This is a genomic window from Rhodothermales bacterium (assembly GCA_041391505.1).
Classification (GTDB): domain Bacteria; phylum Bacteroidota; class Rhodothermia; order Rhodothermales; family JAHQVL01; genus JAWKNW01.
On sequence record JAWKNW010000020.1, the window covers coordinates 101,849 to 119,339 of the forward strand.

Below are 17,491 nucleotides of genomic sequence, written 5' to 3' on the forward strand. Positions count from 1 at the left end.
TCACTCGACGTGCGCGGCCGTCACCGCGCAGTCGTTGTCGACCCGGCTGCTCAGGACGTCGTCGACATTGCGGCTGTACGACGCGTAGCGTCCATTCGTGTAGGTGACGTCGATGCGGTCGACGACGATGCACTGGATGGCTTCGTTGTACCACACATTCTCGAAGTCAAACTGCCGCTCGCCCGCACTGATGGGGCCGAAGCGGCGGAGCGGGCGCGTGGACACGCCCGAGTGGCTCGTCTGCTTCTTGCCCGAAGCGTCATAGGGCGTCACGTGGAGCGTGATATCGCGGATGACGCTGGAGGAGTCGATCTGGGCGACCGTATAATACGCCGCTATGCCGCCGGCGCTGTTGGGGGGATGGACGCCGAACGAGGTGATCAGGAGGGGCTTCCCCTCCGCTTCCGCGCGCCAGTCCCAGTGCATCTCGCTCTCATCGGTCGTAAGCCGGCCCCGCTCGGCGATGAGTTTTTTGAAGGCGTCGGCCGTGGGGCCTTCGTCGACGAAGACGCGCATGATCCATCCCTCGCGCCCCTCGAAACGCACCTTCCAGTAGGCCCCCTCGAAGTCGATCGCGGCCAGCGGCGTGCCGGCGGGCACGAGCTGCACGACGCGCGAGGCCGGCGACGGCAGCGAGCGCATGCTGGCGTCCATGTTGGTCTGCAGCACGACATCGGCCGATTCGAGCTGCTCGAACTCGATCCGGCGCTGCTCGGCGCGCAACCGTTCGAGCTGACCGTCCACATCCAGTAAGGCCGTTTGCAGGCCGTCGCGAACATGCTGCAGGCTGTCGATGCGCGTCTGCAGCGCCTGTACGTCGGGAGTCGGGGATTGGGCGCCGGCCGTCAGTGTACCGCACACCAACAGCACGACGGGAACGAACCGTCTCATGGGCTAGAATCCTCCAGGGGAGTTGGTCAGGGGCGAAATACCAGCACGCGATGGGTCACCCGACACTCGGCCGCTCATTTCACCGGAGCGCGGGTTCGTTAGCAAACGCAAAAATAGCGCCGAAGACCGGCTTCCCGGCACGCGCCGGGCGTCCTATCCGGGGAGGTCGCCGGCATCCGGCCAGCCGTGCCACACATGCCGGCCGGCGTGCTCCCAGCGAATCGCCGCCAGACGCCCGGATTCCGGGGATGGAAACAGTCCGAACAGCGCCGATCCGGAACCGGACATGGCCGCATAACCGGCGCCGTCGGCGAGGAGGCCATCCCGGATCGCCCGCAACGACGGGTATCGATCGAAGACGGGCTTCTCAAAATCATTCACCAATTCGAGACGCCACCGGGCGAGGTCGTTGCCGGCGACGAGTGCGCGCAGATCGGGCCGGCCGGCCGCCGACGGGGTGATCCAGCGGTAGGCGTCGGCGGTGCCCACGGCGATGTCGGGCTTGACGACGACGAGGTAGTAGGGGCATCGATAGGGCTCCCCGTTCGGGTCCGTCAGGGGTTCCAGGATTTCGCCGCGCCCCGAGCCGAAGGCCGCCGGCTCGCCGAGGAAAAAGGGGACGTCGGACCCGAGGCCGGCGGCGAGTGCGTGCAGGTCGGCCTGGCCCAGCCCGGTGTTCCAGAGCGCGTCGAGCAACCGGAGCGTGGCGGCGGCGTCGCTCGATCCCCCGCCGAGTCCGGCGCCATAGGGCACCCGTTTCTCCAGATGGATCCGGGCCGCGGGCGCGACGCCGGCCCGGGCTGCGAGCGCCCGAGCGGCGCGGACGCAGAGGTTGGCGTCGTCCGCCGGGAGCGTCGGGTCGGAGCAGGTAAACCGGAGGTCTGGCGCCGGCTCGACCTGCACGGCGTCGGCCCATCCGATGCGCAGAAACACCGTTTCGAGATCGTGGTAGGCGTCCGGGCGCCGGCGCAGCACATGGAGGCCGAGATTGATCTTGGCAGGGGCAGAACGGGCAATGGGCACGTGTACAGGGGCTTTTGGTAAACTCTTCGCGGAAGAATCTTTGCGCGATGCAGACAGTTACCGTACCTTCCGCGTTGCAGGTTCCGCCCCCGCATGCGAAAGTCGATCCAACCCGATCGCGCCCCGAGCCAGCCCACCGCATCGCCTATTCTTCAGACGCTACGACGAATCGACCGGCCATTCCATCGCCTAAGGGTGCGAGCGCCGCTCTCCACTGGATGTAAGAACCCCTTTTCGCATGCTGAAATCGAAGCAGATCGCCTTGTTCACGTCGTTCGTGGCCATGGTTTTCGTGTTTACGGTCACCCCGGTCGTCATGGCGCAAACGGTGGGCAACCGGCTGACCATGCTGAACCGCATGGGCGAAGGCCCGCCCATTCGGGCCAACCAGATCCGCCAGCAGCTGGATAGCACCTCGCCGCTGAGTAGCCTCCTGGTGCTCGAAGGCGCCGTCGACGAACGCACGTACGTACTTGGCCCCGGGGACCAGCTCTCGCTCGTCATCGGCGGCGCCACGCCGGTCGAACTGATCGTGCCCGTGTCGGCGGACGGATACCTGATTCTTGCAGAGGCCGGCATGATCCGCGCGGCCGACCGGTTGCTCGCCGACGTGCGGCAGGAGGCGCTGGCGTCGCTGCAGACGTATTACCGGAACGTGCCGGTCATGCTCAACCTGCTCGCGCCGCGCGCTTTCTACATCCACCTCTCCGGCGCCGTGCCCGAACCCGGCCGCTACCTCGTGATGCCGCTCGGCCGGCTGGACGACGCGATCCAGCTCGCCTTCGCCGCCCGCGCCGTCGCCCAGCCGGACCCGTCGGACAACGGCGCGCTCAAGATCGCCGGCTCGGCCGCCTCCGAGCGCCCCGCCCTGCAGAACACCTACCGCCCCTCGCTCCGGAACGTCGAAATCCAGCATCGGGACGGCACGACGGACAGCATCGACCTCCTCCGCTACTATGTCGAGGGCGACATGGCGCACAACCCGTACCTGCGCGACGGCGACATGGTCCGGCTGCCGTCGTACGACCGCGAGCGCGAGACCATCCGTATCACGGGCGACATCGCGTCCGACACCCGCATCGAGTTTCGGGCCGGCGATACCGTGCTCGACATCCTTCGGCTCGCCGCCGGCGACCTCGACGGCGGGACGTTCGACGAGGTGCGGCTGACGCGCCGGCTGCCGGACGGCAGCGCCGAAACGCGCCCCGTCGATGTGCCCGGCATGCTGACCGGCACGGCCACCCCGGTGGCGTTGCAGCCCGGCGACCATGTCAATGTCGTCCCCCACGAAATCGAGCAGGCGGCCATCTACGGCTTCGTCCAATATCCCGGCACCTACCCGATCCGAAACGGCGAGACCACGCTCCGCGAGCTGCTCGGCACCGCCGGCGGCCTCAAGCCCGAAGCCAGCGTCCGCGCCGCGTACATCGAGCGCCGGCAGTCGCAGACGTTCAAGGGTACCGGTCAGGCGAGCGACCTCGACTTCTTCGGCCGCGCCTACCTGCAGCAGTCGCTCCGCGAAAACAAGCTTTCGATCAGCCTCGTCGACGCCCTCTCCCCCGATGCTCCGGAGGTCGTACTCTACAGCGGCGACGTGGTCGTTTTCCCGCGCGACGAGCAGACGGTGTACCTGACCGGCAACGTGGTGCAGCCCGGCTACCTGCCGTTCGTGGAGGGGAAGACGGCGCGGTATTACATCGAGCAGGCCGGCGGCAAGGCGCCCCTTTCGCGCGGCGTCTACGTGCTGGTCGCGGGGACGGGCGAGGTGCTGGAGGATGAGGGCGCCATCGTCCGCGCCGGCGATACGATTTTCGTGAACCGCGACCCGATCAGCGACAACCCCGAGATCCAGTCGCTCATCCTGACCGACCAGGTGTCCCGCCGGCAGACCGGCATCGCCCGCACCCAGACGGTAATCACCGGCATCACCGCGCTGGTCAGCGTGATCAACACGTATCTGTTGATCCGCGACCGGTTGAACAACTAAGCGACCGCTCGTACGTCCGGATGGAGACCAAACTGAAAAAAGACTTGTTCGACGAGGCCCCGACCGCGGGCGAACGCGCCACATCCGACATGATCTGGCATCTGCTCGGGACCCTGATCCGCTGGCGGCGCACGCTGCTCGCCATCACGATCGGCGTGGCGATCCTTTCCGTCGTCATCAGCCTGATGCTCCCGAAATGGTACCTGAGCACGACACGGCTGCTGGCGCCGGAGTCCGCGAGCGCGAGCCCGATCTCGTCGGCGATGCTCCGCAACCTGTCATCCGCCGCGGCGGCGTTTCTGGGAGGCGGCCAGGGAGGCGATTTCGAGCGCTACATCACGATCATGGGCAGCCGCACCGTGATGGAACGGGTGGTGAAAAAGTTCGACCTGATGACGGTCTACGAGACGACCGAAAGCCTCAGTCCGATGGAAGACGCGCTCGAGGCGCTCGCCGGCAACGTCGAGTTCGGCATCGACACCGAGTTCGGCTTTCTCTCGGTGAGCGTGCTCGATCAGGATCCCCAGCGCGCGGCGGACATGGCCAATTTTATCGTCGCCGAGCTGAACGACATGAATATGAAGTTGTCCGCCCAGGATGCGTCCAACTTCCGGAAGTTCGTAGAGCGGCGTTACAACGAAACGCTGCATGCCCTCGATTCGCTGCAGCGCGCGACGCAGGCGTTCCAGGAACGCTACGGCGTATTCGACCTTGAGACGCAGGCGACCGCCTTCCTCGAGCAGGTCGCCTCGATCCGCAGCGAAGAGATGCTGCTCGACATCCAGTACCAGGCGCTGCTCAGCGAGTACGGCCCGGACAACCCCCAGGTGCAGATTACGCGCAACTCGCTCATGGCCGCGCGTCGGAAACGCGAGGAAGCCATGGCCGGCAACGAAGAGATCCTCCCGATCCCGCAGGCCGACATCCCGGACGCGATGCGTCAGTATTTCGAGTTGGAGCAGGAAGCCTACGTCCAGAAAAACATTCTCGAGGTCGTGGCGCCGATGTACGATCAGGCGCGATTCCAGGAAGAGCGTGAGTTCACCTCGGTCCAGATCGTCGATCCAGCGGTGCCGGCGATACGAAAAGCCAAGCCGAAACGAGCGGGCATCGTCATCGGCGCGACGCTATCCGCGTTTTTACTCGCCGCGCTGTTCGCCCTCGTGTACGACTGGTGGCAGGCTGAATCGCCCGCAATCGCCCGCCGCCTCCGGCACGCGAGCGAGCGTCGTCCGTAACGCGCATCATACCCATCGACGTTGGAACGCGTACCGGCCATCCTGCTCAACACCGCGTCTTTTCGCGCGCTCGGCAATCGCTTGCTGATCGCGGGTCTGGCGGGAAGCCTGGCCCTGGTGCTCGCGCTCGTCTGGTTCGCTCCGGCCGCAATCTGGTTCGTTCCCGCGGCGCTGATCGCCGTGGTCGGTTTCGCGGCGGTATGGCACAACCCGATCGGACGCTTTACCGCCCTGCTGGTCGGTTTTGTGGCGTTGACCGATTACGTAGCCGGCATCCAGGTCGGTGAGGTCGCATACGGGCTCTTTTTCCTCCTCTACCTCGGGCACTGGGCGTATACCGCGCTCTTCATCGATCATCGATCGCTGGTTCGATCCGGGGCGGATGCCGGCGTGCTGGGTTTGTTGCTGCTGGTGGTCGCGTACGTTCCGCTGGCGCTGGTGTTTGGGGGAAACATGCCGGCTATCACGGGCGAGCTGTCCGCGTTTGTCCTGTTCGCGATTTATTTCCCGGTCAAGGATGCCCTGACCCGGTATCGCGTGGCGCCGTGGATCGTGCTGGGGAGCGTGCTGTTCATCGGCATCTTCGTATCGATCCGCAACTTCTTCGAATACAAGGATCTGCTGCTCCACGCGACGCATGCGTGGCAGGTGGCCAAGGGGCGCGTCGTCACGAACGACAACATCCTGATGGTCGTTTGCCTGTTCGCACTCACGATCTTCTCGTTCACAAAGCCGATCCTGTACCGCGCGGGGTTGCTGGGTGTGTTTTTTATGTTCTTCGCGGCCTTGATCCTCACCCAGAGCCGCGGGTACTGGGTAGCCTTCCTGCTGGGTGCCGGCATACTGTTCCTGCTCCTCGGCTGGACCCAGAAGCGGCGGCTGCTGGTGCTGGGCTTCTGGGGCGCCGCCATCGGCACGGTGCTCGCCCTGCTTTTCTTCAGCGAGGAGGTGGCCGTCGTGGTGGCCGGCCTGCTGGATCGTTTCCTTTCGCTCAAAACCGCCGCCACGGCAGACATTTCGCTGGTCAACCGCTTCCGGGAAACCGCCGCCGTGTGGCAAAAAATCCGGGTAAACCCCATCCTGGGCTACGGGATGGGCGTCCCCTACCCCTTCTTCGACCTGGCGCACATGGCCACCGAACATGACGCGTTCGTCCACAACGGCTACATTGGACTCTGGTATAAATACGGGTTGCTGGGGCTCGGCCTGATTCTGGGCGTGTGGATCCTCTCGATTCGGCGGGGCATCCAGGCTTACCGGGCTTCCCTGGCATCGATGGCCACGCGGCTCTGCGGCCTCGCCAGCGCGGTCACCCTGAGCGCCTTCATGCTGACCACGATCACATCGAACCCGTTTTACCTGAACGATACCCTCTTCATTTTCGGCTTCCTGCTGGGAGTAGCGCAGGGCGCGTACGAAAGGACACGGCTCGGGACCGAATGACGATGGAAGTGCGCTGTCCCTCATGCGGCAACCGCTCCGTGACGTCGCGTGGTCCGATCAACGCCAGCTATCTCTTCGCCGGCCAGGAGCTCGCCGAACTGCTCCCCGGCGGAGCGCTGTACGATTGCCCCGTCTGCTCCCTCGCATTCCGCTACCCGACGCCCCCGAAAGAAAAGCTCGACGCCCTGTATCGGTCGAGCCCGATCGGCCACTGGCAATACGACCCCGCGTTGCGCCACGACTGGGTGGAGACCCGCGCGTATCTTCAGGGCAACGTTCAAGGTGGTTCGCTGCTCGACATCGGCTGTTTCGACGGCGCGTTCCACGCCTTCATGGGGCCGGCGTGGGAGGCCTACGGCGTGGAAATCAATCTGGAGGCCCGCGAGCGAGCGCGGCAACGGGGCGTCTCGATCCTGGGCAGCGACGCCGGGGATCTGGCCGCCATCGATCGTTCGTTCGACGCCGTGGTGGCCTTCGACGTCCTCGAGCATGTCGTCGACCCGCGCGGCTTGCTGGCGTTGATGGCCCGTCGCACGCGTAGCGGCGGCGCCGTGATCATCGCGTCCGGAGATGCCGACGCATGGTCCTGGAGGTTGATGGGCAGCCGCTACTGGTACTGCACCATCCCCGAACATATGGCGTTCCTGAGCGAGACCTGGTGCCGCAAGGCCGGCGACCATGTGGGCCTGCAGCTCGCACACATCGGCCGCTACAGCCACGAGCGGTTCCGGACACCCCGGCTTGTCGCGCACGAACTCGCGTCCAATCTACTGTACCGATTTTTGCCGGGCGTTTTCGCGTGGCTTCGTTCCAAGGGGGTCGGAGACAAGGACCCGGGCGCGCATGAGGAGCTGAAACGCTACCCACCGACCTGGACCACCGCGCGCGACCACGTTGTGGCGATCTACAGAAAACCATGATCGAGAAACGCCGGATTACCCTCAATACCGCGGCGTCCGCGCTGCAGGTGGTGGTTGGCGGCGTCACGCTCTTCCTTCTCTACCGTTTTTTGCTGGGCGCGCTGGGGAAGGAAAATGTCGGCGTCTGGTCCCTCGTCCTCGCCACCACCTCCGCCACGAGCATCGCGAATCTCGGTCTTGCATCCAGTACCGTAAAATTCGTCTCGCAGCATCTGGCCCGGGGGGATCGCCGGCATGCCGCCTCGCTCGTCGAAACCGCTACCCTCTCGGTCGCGCTCTTCCTCGCCCTGGCGCTGGCGATCGCCTACCCCGTTCTGCGTCGGGTGCTACCGCTTCTCATCGACGACCTGCGGTATCTGGACGCCGGCCTTTCGCTCATCCCGTATGCGCTGACCGCGTTCTGGATCGCCTCGGTGGCCGGCGTGCTGCATTCGAGCATCGATGGATGCCAGCGCGTCGACCTGCGGGGCTATACCGTCGCCGCCGGCAACATCCTCTATCTGGCGCTGGCCTATGTCCTCGTGCCCAAAGGGGGGCTGATCGCGCTTGCCTACGCCCAGATAGCGCAATCGACCTGGCTCCTCGTCTCTGCCTACCTCATCCTGCGGCGACTTCTCCCCGAGCTGCCGTGGATCGCCTGGTCGTGGCGGAAGGCCCCGTTTCGTGAGATGCTGTCGTATACGCTCAATTTTCAGCTCATCTCGCTGTCCCAACTGCTCCTGGAGCCGGTGACCAAATCGCTCGTATCCCGTTTCGGCGGACTCGGAACGCTGGCCTATGTCGAGATGGCGCATCGCATGGTTTTCCAGTTCAGGTCGCTGGTGGCGACGGCGCATCGCGCGATCGTGCCGACCATCGCCAGCCTGCAGGAAACCGCACCCGATTACCTCCGCACCCTCTATATCGGCTCCTTCCGTCTCCTCCTGTTCATCGTCATCGTGTCGACCCCCGGCCTCATCGCGTTGTCCCCCTGGGTGTCGCGCATCTGGATTGGCGACGCGCAGACGGTGTTCATCTTCAGCGCCGGCCTCTTTTATGTAGGCTGGTTCCTCAATTTGCTCGCCAACCCGGCGTACTTCGCCAACCTCGGCACAGGCGCCCTGTTCTGGAACGTGACCGCCCATGTCGGGATGGGCATCCTGAACCTGGCCGGCGGATTCCTGCTCGGGCGTCTTTTCGGATGGAGCGCCGTCGTCGGCGCGATGTCCGGCGCGATCGTCGCCGGCAGCGCCGTCATCGTGCTGGCCTACCACCGCGCCTACCGGATCCGTCTGGACGAACTCATGGACGGCTCGACACTCGTGCTGCTCGCCGCCGCCTTGCTCGGCGCCATCGTGGCCTGGCAGGTGGATCGATGGGCGTCTCGCGAACTGGGCGCCCTGATGCATGGCCTCGCGGTGGGCCTGACCTATGCCGGCGTGGTAGCGTGGCCGCTCGCCCGCAACCCCGTCGTGCGCGAGATCGCGGCCTGGTTCCGTCGGCACGGGCAACCCGATCGGGCCTGAAGGGTAGTTGCTGTCATGAAAACGCCGCGCCTCATGCTCTTCGACGTGACCTCGGGCGGACACCACGGGATGTTCGTCCAGCACCTCGTGGAAGCATGGGTCGCCCGGGGCGAAACCGAACAGCTCGTCCTCGTCGTCCCACCGGATTTCCTTGATGTCCATCGGGATCTGCAGCGGGTCATCGGAGAAATCGCGCCCGAACGCGTCAGCGTGGTTCCTATCGATCGCCCCCTGCCGGACCCGGGCTCCGGCGTCGGCGATCTCGTTCGGTTCGATTTCGGGCAGGGCGATATCGCACGGGACTACATCGATCGCCTGAAGCCCGATCACTGCCTGTGCATGCACTTCGATCACGTGCAGCTATGGCTAGCCTTCGGGGCGAGACCCATCCATCCGGCCTCCATTTCGGGCATCTACTTTCGGCCGACGTTCCACTATGAGAAATGGCCCGGCCATGCGCCATCGTGGAAGCAAAAACTCAACAACGCGCGGAAACGCTTCACGCTGAAACGGGCCCTGCGCCATCCATTGTTCAACACGCTCTTCAGCCTCGATCCGTTTGTCGTGCCCGACCTGCAGCGGTGGGGAACGCCGGCATCCATCGTAGCCCTGCCCGACGGCATCACCCCGCATACCGCGCTGGAGGACCACCCACCGCCGCACATCCTCCAGGAGATCGAACCGGATCGCAAGGTGGCGCTGCTGTTTGGCGCGCTGTCGAGCCGAAAGGGGATTTTTTCGACGCTCGAGGCCCTGCGGCGGCTGCCGGCGCCTCTGCAGAGCCGGCTGGCCGTCGTCTTCGCCGGCGCGGTGGAACCATCCGAGCGCGGGGCGTTCCTGGCGGCGGCGCTGGGGGTGCGGCAGGAGACCCGGCTGCAGGTCCTGATCGACGACCGGTTCTTGCCGGACGCCGACATCCAGTCATTGCTGCACGCATCCGACCTCGTCCTGGTCACGTACCAGCAGCATGTCGGATCGAGCAATGTCGTGATCCGGGCGGCGGCCGCGGGAAAACCCGTCATCGGACCGACGTACGGCCTTCTCGGCCAGCAGATCCGCACGCATCATCTGGGCGCGACGGTCGACACACAAAGTCCGGACGCCCTCATGCGTGCCCTGGAGCGTTACCTGGAAACGGGCGCCGTGCCGTTCGACGCCGCGAAAGCCGCCGCCTTCGCGCAGGAGAACACCGCCGAGGCCTTCGCTTCGACCATCCTGGATCGCCTCGTCTGACCCATCGCACGCCGCGCTGCTACGCGCCGAACCTCATCCGTGTGTAGTTCGTTCGTAAGCAGACTTGTTGTACAAACCGCCCGAATGGCTGAACCTCCCGTCTTTTATTTCGCCCGCATGCTGCCGGCCTACCGGCACGCCGTCATGGAGCGCCTCAACGAGCGGCTCGACGGGCGGCTTGTGGTCGTCTACGGGCAGCCGCCGGCGGGCAACCCCGTGCTCAGCAAGGAAGTCACCGGCTCCTTCCGACGGGTAGTACGCCATAACCTCTGGTTCCGCGACACGACCCTGCACGCCCAGTTCTTCCAGGATGTGTTCAAGACCTACGGCGATCCATCGGCCATCATCGCAGAGGAATCACCCCGATCGCTGACGTTGCCCTGGCTGTTGCGCTACGCCAGAACCCGGGGCGCCGCCCGCGTGCTCTGGGGGATGTTTTTTTCGATGAAGCGACCGCTGGGATCGCTCCATCTCTTCGACCGGTACCGTCTCAACCTGGCGCGCAGCGTCGAGGCATGTATCTGCTATAGCCGGCGCACGCGGGATCATCTCGCCGAGGCCGTCCCCCGAGAGCGGCTATTCCTGGCCCAGAACACACTCGACACCGACACGCTGTTCGCGCTCCGGCGTCGCCTCGAAACGGAAGGCCGATGCGCCGTGCGCCGACGCCTCGGCATCGAGGACGGCCGGCCGGTGTATGTCTACATGGCGCAACTGATCGCGGACAAAGGCCCGCGTGACCTGCTGGAGATCTTCGGCCGGCTCCGCCGCGAGGGGCCGGCGATGCTCTACGTGATCGGGGGCGGTCCCCAGGAGGCCTCCATGAAGCGGCAGGTGGCGCGGATGGGGCTCGCCGATGTGCATTTCCTCGGCGCGATGCCTCATTTCGAGACCTCCGCGCCCTACCTCTTCGCCGCGGATGCGCTCCTCATGCCCGGCTACGTCGGGCTCGTCATCAACCACGCCTTCGCGATGGGCCTGCCGATCGTGGCACCCGAGCCGCCGCCGGACCGGCTCTTCCACGCGCCCGAAATCGAGTCGCTCGTGCCCGGTGAAAACGGCATGCTGGCCCGCTGGAACGATCCGGCGGACTTCGCGCAGGCGACGCGTCACGTCCTGGCGCACCGCGACGCGTTCTCGCGCCGCGCGATCGACTACGCCGAGCGGCATCTGACGCTCGACGGCATGGTCGACGGCATGGTCGACGCGATCCGCTACGCCGAGGCACGGCGCCCATAGGCCCGAAATGCGAAACAATCTTTTCAGCAGCGCACGACGCATCGGCGCTTCTTTTGTACTTTCAGGCGTGACGCCCCCAGGTATCTCTCGAGCCGGCCGCTAACGACCGTTCACACTGCCCCGATCCCACGACATGTCCCGCGCATCCCGTCCGATACGCCGTCTTTGCGTGCAGTGGGCCCGGCTTGGACCGTACCACCTCGCCCGGCTCGCCGCGGCTCACGCGCGCGCCGTGGCCGACGGACGCCAGATCGTGGCACTCGAAACCGCCAGCGGCGACGCGACCTACGCCTGGGTCCGCGAGTCCGCGCAAACGCCTTTTCCCCGCGAGATCGTCTTCCCCGACCGGGTTTTCGAGGAGATCGACGCCGCGACCATCCATCGGGGCATCATCGCGGCGCTCGACCGGATCGATCCGGATGCCGTCGCCATCACGAGCTACAGCACCCCCGACGCCCGCGCTTGCCTGCTCTGGTGTCGAAAAAAGGGCCGGCCCGCCATCCTCATGACGGAGACCAAGGAGGACGATGCCGACCGGATCGGCTGGCGCGAGGCCGTCAAACGATCGCTCGTCGGGCTCTACGACGCGGCGCTCGTGGGCGGCTCGCCGCACCAGGCCTACTTCGAGAAACTGGGGGTGCCGCCGGCATCCGTGTTCCAGGGGTTCGATGCGGTCGACAACCGCTTCTTCGCCGACGGGGCGGATGCCGCGCGTCGTTCGCCGGCGGCCTGGGCGCATCTCCCCGGCCTCGCCGATCCTGCCCCCTACTTCCTGGCCTCCAACCGCTTCGTGGCCCGAAAAAACCTCGACCGGCTGGTGCGCGCCTACGGGGCGTATCGCCGGCAGACCGCCACGCCCTGGCGGCTCCTCCTGCTGGGCGACGGCGCGGAGCGTCCGGCACTGGAAGCGCTTCTGCGCCGTGAAGCCATCGAGGGCGTCGTTTTTTGCGGCTTCAGACAGATCGACGAGCTGCCGGCCTACTACGGCCTCGCCGGCGCCTTCGTCCACCCCGCCCTCGTAGAGCAGTGGGGACTGGTCGTGAACGAGGCCATGGCCGCCGGCCTGCCCGTGCTCGTATCCGAGCGGGCCGGTTGCGCCCGCGATTTGATCCGGAACGGGGTCGACGGCTACACGTTCGATCCCACCGACACCCCGGAACTCACCCGGCTCCTGGGCCTCGTGGCCGGCGACACGGCAGACCGCGCGGCCATGGGCGCCGCAGCCCGCGAGACGATCGCGCTGTGGTCGCCCGACCGCTTCGCGCGCGGACTCTGGGACGCCGCCGAGTACGCCGGCAGCCGGCCTCCCGCCTCCGCACCCATCGGCGACGCATTGCTATGGACCATCCAGCGCCTCGGCCGGCGCGTCCATTCCTTTCATTCCCTGCGTGACTGATGCGCATCCTCGTGCACGACTACGGCGGTTACGCCTTTCCCTTCCAGCTCAGCCTGGAACTCGCTCGCCGGGGACACTTCGTCAGCCATGCCTTCTGCGCCGACCTCGTCACGACCCCGCCGGGCGTGCCCGAGGAGGGCGACGAGCCGATCAACCTGTCGGTGGACGCCCTCTCACTCGGCGCTCCGCTCCAGAAATACGATTTTGTCACCCGCTGGAAGCAGGAACGCGCCTACGGCCGGCTCATCGCCGATCACGCGGAGGCGTTCGGACCGGATATCGTGTTGTCCGCCAATACCCCGCTCGACGCCCAGCGCCGCCTCCAGGCCTGGTGCCGCGGCCTCCGCATCCCGTTCGTGTTCTGGCTGCAGGATATGCTGGGGCTCGCCGCGCACCGCATCCTGAGCGCGCGCATCCCGATCGCCGGCAACCTGATCGGCCGGTATTACATGCGGATGGAGCGCCGGCTTCTCGCCGCGAGCACAACCGTCGTGGCCATCACGCCGGCTTTTTTGCCGCCCTTGCAGGACTGGGGCATCGAGGACGCGCGGATTCAGGTCATCGAGAACTGGGCGCCGCTCGACCGCCTCTCGGTGCGCCCCAAAGCGAATGCGTGGAGCCGGCGTCATGGTCTCGACCAGACGTTCAACTTCCTGTACGCCGGCACGCTGGGGATGAAACACAACCCCGAACGGCTCCTCGCCCTGGCGCGGGAAACCCGGGACGACGAAGCGGTGCGTGTGGTGGTCGCCTCGCAGGCTCAGGGGGCCGACTGGCTTCGGGAGCGCGCCGTCGCCGAAGGACTGCGGCATCTGATCGTCCTCCCCTATCAGGCTGTGGATGACCTGCCGGACCTGCTCGCCGCCGGCGACGTGCTGGTGGCGTTGCTCGAGGCGGATGCGGGGCTGTATTCCGTCCCTTCCAAGGTCATGGCCTACCTCTGCGCCGAGCGCCCGCTGCTCCTCGCCGTGCCCGCGCACAACGACGCCGCCCGCATCGTCCAGCAGACCGAATCCGGCCTCGTGGTGGACCCGGCCGACGCCGGCGGCTTCATCGCCGCGGCGCAGCAGCTCAGGGCGGCTACGGAACAACGCCGTGCCATGGGCATCAACGCACGGCGTTACGCGGAGGAGACGTTCGATCCGGGCCGTATCGCCGATCGATTCGAGTCCCTGCTCGCCGATGCCGCCAACCCGCCCGCCTAGTCCCATGCCCCGAGTCTGTATCGCCGGCTACTTCCCGCCGCCCATCACGGGACAGACCCTGGCCACGGAGCGGCTCGCCGCCCTGCTTGAGGACGAGTTCGCGGTGACCCGCGTGCCGCTCAACCGGGAACGCCAGGAAGCCGTGGAGACGGCACCCGGCTTCCGGCTCAGCAAGGTGCGAGGATATATCGAGGGCGGCGGCGCGTTGCGCGCGGCGCTCCGCGCCACGACGCCGGACGTCCTGCTCTGGCCGTCCATTTCGCCCCAGACCATCGGGCACCTCCGGGATCTCCTGACGGTGGCGCCGGCCCTATCGCGGGTCCGCCGGCGCTACGGCGTCGTCCACTGGGGTAACTTCCAGACCCTGTATGCGTCCCCGCTGACGCGGTATTCCGCGACCTGGCTGAGCAAACGGCTCGACGGGCTCGTCTTCCTCAACGCCGACCTCGCCGGCGCCTGCGCGGGCTGGCTTCCGGACACGCCGCGCCACGTAATCCCCAACACCATCGACGACGCCCTGTTGTTCGATGAGGCGGCCATCGCCGAAAAACAGCGCGCGCGCCGGAGCCGGCGCTCGCTGCGCATCCTCTTTCTCAGCAACATGATCGCCTCGAAGGGCTACCTGGATGTCGTGGAGGCGGCCGACCTGCTCCGACGCGACGGCATCCCGTTCGAGCTGCGCATGATCGGCCGGTGGATCGACCCGGAGGATCGCCGTGCCTTCGAGCAGCGTGTTGCGGGCGACCTCGCAGCCAGCATCACCCATCTGGGCGCCGTGTCGGATCGAGCGGCCATTCGCGGCCATCATGCCTGGGCGGACGTCTTTCTGTTCCCCACCTATTATCCTACCGAGGCGCAGCCGCTCGTGCTGCTCGAAGCGATGAGCGCCGGCACCCCGGTCGTAACCACCGCGCATGCCGGCATCCCCGCCATGTTCGCCCCCGAGGGGGAAGCGGTCTTCGTCCCCCCGAGAGCGCCGCGTGCCCTCGCCGAGGCCGTTCGCTCGTTGACCGATCCCGATGCATGGATGGCGCGCTCCCGGGGCGTGCGGGCACGGTTCGAATCCGACTTCAGCCCCGAGGCTGTCCGGCGGCGGTGGCGCGATCTGATCGCGTCGCCATCGGGAGGGGGCCGCGCATGAACGTCATCCGACCTCCACGCCGGCAGCGCGCATGGCTACGCCCGCTGCTCATGGGTCTCGCCGCGCTGGCCTGGTGCCTGCCGCAGACGGTCCGGGCTCAACCGGGGCCGTGGACGTATGAAGGAGCTGTTTTCATGGCCGGCGCATCGGAGCGCGCACTCCCGTTCTGGCTCCACACCAACCGGTACGGAACCATCGACCGGAACGGATTCAATGTGGGCACCCGATGGGGCATCCGGCGGGCCGGGCGTATTACCGGGCGGATGACCTACGAGGCGGGCGCCGGCGTGGTGGGGCGGGTGTCGGATCGATCGACCCTGTACGTCCACGAACTGTACGGCCGCGTATCGAACGGCTTGTTCCAGGCACGCGCGGGACGGTACGAGGATGCCTACGGGATGGTCGACCCACGGCTCTCGCTCGGGTCCATGATCTGGAGCCGGAACGCCGCGCCCATGCCCAAGATCAGCGTCGGCACCGAGGGGTTTCTGCCCATCCCCGGGACGCGGGATCTGGTGGCGTTCAGCGCGTACGTCGGGCAGGGCTGGATGGCGCGGGATGCCTATGTCGACCGCGCGCTGCTGCACGAAAAATACCTGTATCTGCGCGTGCTGCCCCCCGATTTCCCGGTACACGCCACCGGGGGCGTCATCCACAACGTCGTCTGGGGCGGCGACCATCCCATCGAGGGCGAGCTGGGGCATGGTTTGAAAGACCTCATCCGCGTGGCGCTGGCCCAGGCCGGCGAGGACCTGCAATTCGAGGCCGATAACGCCCTGGGAAATACCGTTGCGATGTACGACACGCGAATCGAGATCGAAACGAAACCCGTCCTGGTCACGATGTACCGGGAGTTCTACATCGAAACCGGCGGCGGGCTGCTCTTCAGAAATGCGCGCGACGGATTATGGGGGCTCAGGCTGGATTTCGCCCGGCCGTTCGGCCCCTTCACCTCGCTGCTGTGGGAGCATCTGTATACCAAACAGCAGAGCACCAACAAAGAAGCCGGCGACACCCCCGGGCGGGCCAACTACTACAATAACGTCCTCTATCGCGATGGATGGACGTATCACGGGCGCACGATCGGCATGCCGCTTCTCCGGACCGACGGCATTCGCCCCGGCGTAATCAATCACCTCGTTGCCGGTCATCATGCCGGGCTTGCCGGCGAAATCGGTCCCGATATCAGCTTCCTGGGGTATGTCACCTACAGCCGCAACTACGGAGCAGCCAATATTTGCGGCGATCCGGACTGCACGACCGGCACGTCCGAACTGACCGATCGGCTGGACCAGTGGTCGGTTTACCTTACCACAACCACCCGGATGGGCCCCCATCGGCAGCTTGCGCTCGACGCGTCCATCGCGTTCGATGCCGGACCCTACGCCCCGAACGCTTTCGGCGCAGCCCTCGGGGTGCGATGGGCCGGTATGCTCGGATCGAAAAAACGCTGAAACGCTTGCGCTGAAGGGATTGTAACCTTTGTTTTTGCTGGGGCGTACTTCATGCACAAACCAGCCGGCCGGCTCTTTTTCCTCGCATGAGCGGGATAGACTCCCACTCCTTCAGGGCGACATTATGGCACGTATGTACAGACTCACCGTTTCCTGTTTTCTTCTGCTGGCGTTCATCGCCACCCCGATCCGGGCCCAACAGGCCGACACCACGGATTATGCCGCCGAGCGGCACCTGATCCAGTCGACCCTCGGCACCCTCGTCAAGGTGATCAAAACCGCCACCTTTCGCGACGAAGACAACGCCGCCGTCGGCGACCGGCTACAGAACCTGGCCGAACGCCTGAACACGATCTCCGAATCCATTCCGGCCGATGGCGCGCTGCCGCAGCTCACGCCGGCGTCCGGGCAGGCGCCCTTCGCCAGTGCCGCCACGCCGCAGCTCCTGGGTGTCGACGACCTCCAGCTCCTGGAAGAGGCGCTGAACGACCTCTACGCCCAGGTGCGCGAACTGCGCGCCACGCTCGAAGCCGACGAGGAATACGGGCTGGCCGAGCAGATGGCCACCATCGAGGATGGCCTGGACCGCGCCGTGGTCCAGACGCGCCGGCTCGTCCGCCGGCAGTCCGCCACCGACCTCGCGCAGGCCGAATCGCCCGAGTCTCGGGACGAAACGCCGCGCTCCGAGTGGCTCCGCCCTGGTCGGTATGAGGAAGGCGAACGGACGGGCAGCGTTCGTGACGACGAAGAGAACGACATCGACCTCGACGTCCACCTCGCCATCAACGACGTGCGCCGCGAAGTGGAGGATGCCCG

At 66.3% G+C, this 17,491-nt stretch carries 14 protein-coding genes; 12 read left to right on the plus strand and 2 right to left on the minus strand.

From position 1 onward, the window contains the following. Both R2834_17490 and ispE read right to left on the minus strand, forming a co-directional pair. Window positions 1-891 carry a hypothetical protein gene (locus R2834_17490; GenBank protein MEZ4702132.1) on the minus strand — a complete coding sequence of 297 codons (891 nt, stop codon included), beginning with the start codon at window positions 889-891 and terminating at the stop codon, window positions 1-3. A gap of 153 nt (window positions 892-1,044) precedes the next feature. Continuing rightward, complete coding sequence (ispE, locus tag R2834_17495; protein ID MEZ4702133.1) at window positions 1,045-1,914, minus strand: 4-(cytidine 5'-diphospho)-2-C-methyl-D-erythritol kinase; 870 nt, start codon at window positions 1,912-1,914, stop codon at window positions 1,045-1,047. A 238-nt stretch (window positions 1,915-2,152) separates the two neighbouring features. On the opposite strand from ispE, the gene R2834_17500 reads away from it, so the two are divergent. From R2834_17500 to R2834_17555, 12 genes are all read left to right on the plus strand, one after another. Then, window positions 2,153-3,901: an SLBB domain-containing protein gene (locus R2834_17500; GenBank protein ID MEZ4702134.1), complete on the plus strand. Its 1,749-nt coding sequence runs from the start codon at window positions 2,153-2,155 to the stop codon at window positions 3,899-3,901. A 20-nt stretch (window positions 3,902-3,921) separates the two neighbouring features. After that, the gene (locus tag R2834_17505) at window positions 3,922-5,139 is read left to right on the plus strand and encodes a Wzz/FepE/Etk N-terminal domain-containing protein (protein MEZ4702135.1); all 1,218 of its coding nucleotides are present in this window, start codon (window positions 3,922-3,924) and stop codon (window positions 5,137-5,139) included. A gap of 21 nt (window positions 5,140-5,160) precedes the next feature. After that, window positions 5,161-6,582, plus strand: coding sequence for an O-antigen ligase family protein (locus tag R2834_17510; protein MEZ4702136.1), 1,422 nt, complete (start codon window positions 5,161-5,163; stop codon window positions 6,580-6,582). 38 nt (window positions 6,583-6,620) lie between these two features. After that, window positions 6,621-7,502 carry a class I SAM-dependent methyltransferase gene (locus R2834_17515; protein ID MEZ4702137.1) on the plus strand — a complete coding sequence of 294 codons (882 nt, stop codon included), beginning with the start codon at window positions 6,621-6,623 and terminating at the stop codon, window positions 7,500-7,502. Beyond that, on the plus strand, window positions 7,499-9,007 hold the full coding sequence (locus R2834_17520) for an MATE family efflux transporter (GenBank protein MEZ4702138.1): 1,509 nt from the start codon (window positions 7,499-7,501) through the stop codon (window positions 9,005-9,007). The genes R2834_17515 and R2834_17520 overlap by 4 nt, the downstream gene beginning before the upstream one ends. 15 nt (window positions 9,008-9,022) lie before the next feature. Beyond that, window positions 9,023-10,240, plus strand: coding sequence for a glycosyltransferase family 4 protein (locus R2834_17525; protein MEZ4702139.1), 1,218 nt, complete (start codon window positions 9,023-9,025; stop codon window positions 10,238-10,240). An 84-nt stretch (window positions 10,241-10,324) separates the two neighbouring features. Beyond that, a complete protein-coding gene (locus tag R2834_17530) occupies window positions 10,325-11,479 on the plus strand; it encodes a glycosyltransferase (GenBank protein ID MEZ4702140.1) in 1,155 nt (384 codons plus the stop codon). 133 nt (window positions 11,480-11,612) lie between these two features. Further along, window positions 11,613-12,875 (plus strand): glycosyltransferase, encoded by a 1,263-nt coding sequence (locus R2834_17535; protein ID MEZ4702141.1) that lies wholly within the window; start codon window positions 11,613-11,615, stop codon window positions 12,873-12,875. Beyond that, entirely contained in the window at window positions 12,875-14,080 is a 1,206-nt protein-coding gene (locus tag R2834_17540) for a glycosyltransferase family 4 protein (GenBank protein ID MEZ4702142.1), read from the plus strand. The genes R2834_17535 and R2834_17540 overlap by 1 nt, the downstream gene beginning before the upstream one ends. Before the next feature lie 4 nt (window positions 14,081-14,084). After that, complete coding sequence (locus tag R2834_17545) at window positions 14,085-15,221, plus strand: glycosyltransferase family 4 protein (GenBank protein ID MEZ4702143.1); 1,137 nt, start codon at window positions 14,085-14,087, stop codon at window positions 15,219-15,221. Then, a complete protein-coding gene (locus R2834_17550) occupies window positions 15,218-16,675 on the plus strand; it encodes a capsule assembly Wzi family protein (protein ID MEZ4702144.1) in 1,458 nt (485 codons plus the stop codon). The genes R2834_17545 and R2834_17550 overlap by 4 nt, the downstream gene beginning before the upstream one ends. A gap of 124 nt (window positions 16,676-16,799) precedes the next feature. Continuing rightward, a partial coding sequence (locus R2834_17555; protein MEZ4702145.1) for a hypothetical protein occupies window positions 16,800-17,491 on the plus strand: 692 nt, incomplete at its 3' end.

What these genes read in the sequence shown, in the direction of transcription:
- R2834_17490 (MEZ4702132.1), bottom strand. Translation starts at nt 891, where the DNA reads ATGAGACGGTTCGTTCCCGTCGTGCTGTTGGTGTGCGGTACACTGACG.
- R2834_17500 (MEZ4702134.1), top strand. Translation starts at nt 2,153, where the DNA reads ATGCTGAAATCGAAGCAGATCGCCTTGTTCACGTCGTTCGTGGCCATG.
- R2834_17505 (MEZ4702135.1), top strand. Translation starts at nt 3,922, where the DNA reads ATGGAGACCAAACTGAAAAAAGACTTGTTCGACGAGGCCCCGACCGCG.
- R2834_17520 (MEZ4702138.1), top strand. Translation starts at nt 7,499, where the DNA reads ATGATCGAGAAACGCCGGATTACCCTCAATACCGCGGCGTCCGCGCTG.
- R2834_17525 (MEZ4702139.1), top strand. Translation starts at nt 9,023, where the DNA reads ATGAAAACGCCGCGCCTCATGCTCTTCGACGTGACCTCGGGCGGACAC.
- R2834_17530 (MEZ4702140.1), top strand. Translation starts at nt 10,325, where the DNA reads ATGGCTGAACCTCCCGTCTTTTATTTCGCCCGCATGCTGCCGGCCTAC.
- R2834_17535 (MEZ4702141.1), top strand. Translation starts at nt 11,613, where the DNA reads ATGTCCCGCGCATCCCGTCCGATACGCCGTCTTTGCGTGCAGTGGGCC.
- R2834_17540 (MEZ4702142.1), top strand. Translation starts at nt 12,875, where the DNA reads ATGCGCATCCTCGTGCACGACTACGGCGGTTACGCCTTTCCCTTCCAG.
- R2834_17545 (MEZ4702143.1), top strand. Translation starts at nt 14,085, where the DNA reads ATGCCCCGAGTCTGTATCGCCGGCTACTTCCCGCCGCCCATCACGGGA.
- R2834_17550 (MEZ4702144.1), top strand. Translation starts at nt 15,218, where the DNA reads ATGAACGTCATCCGACCTCCACGCCGGCAGCGCGCATGGCTACGCCCG.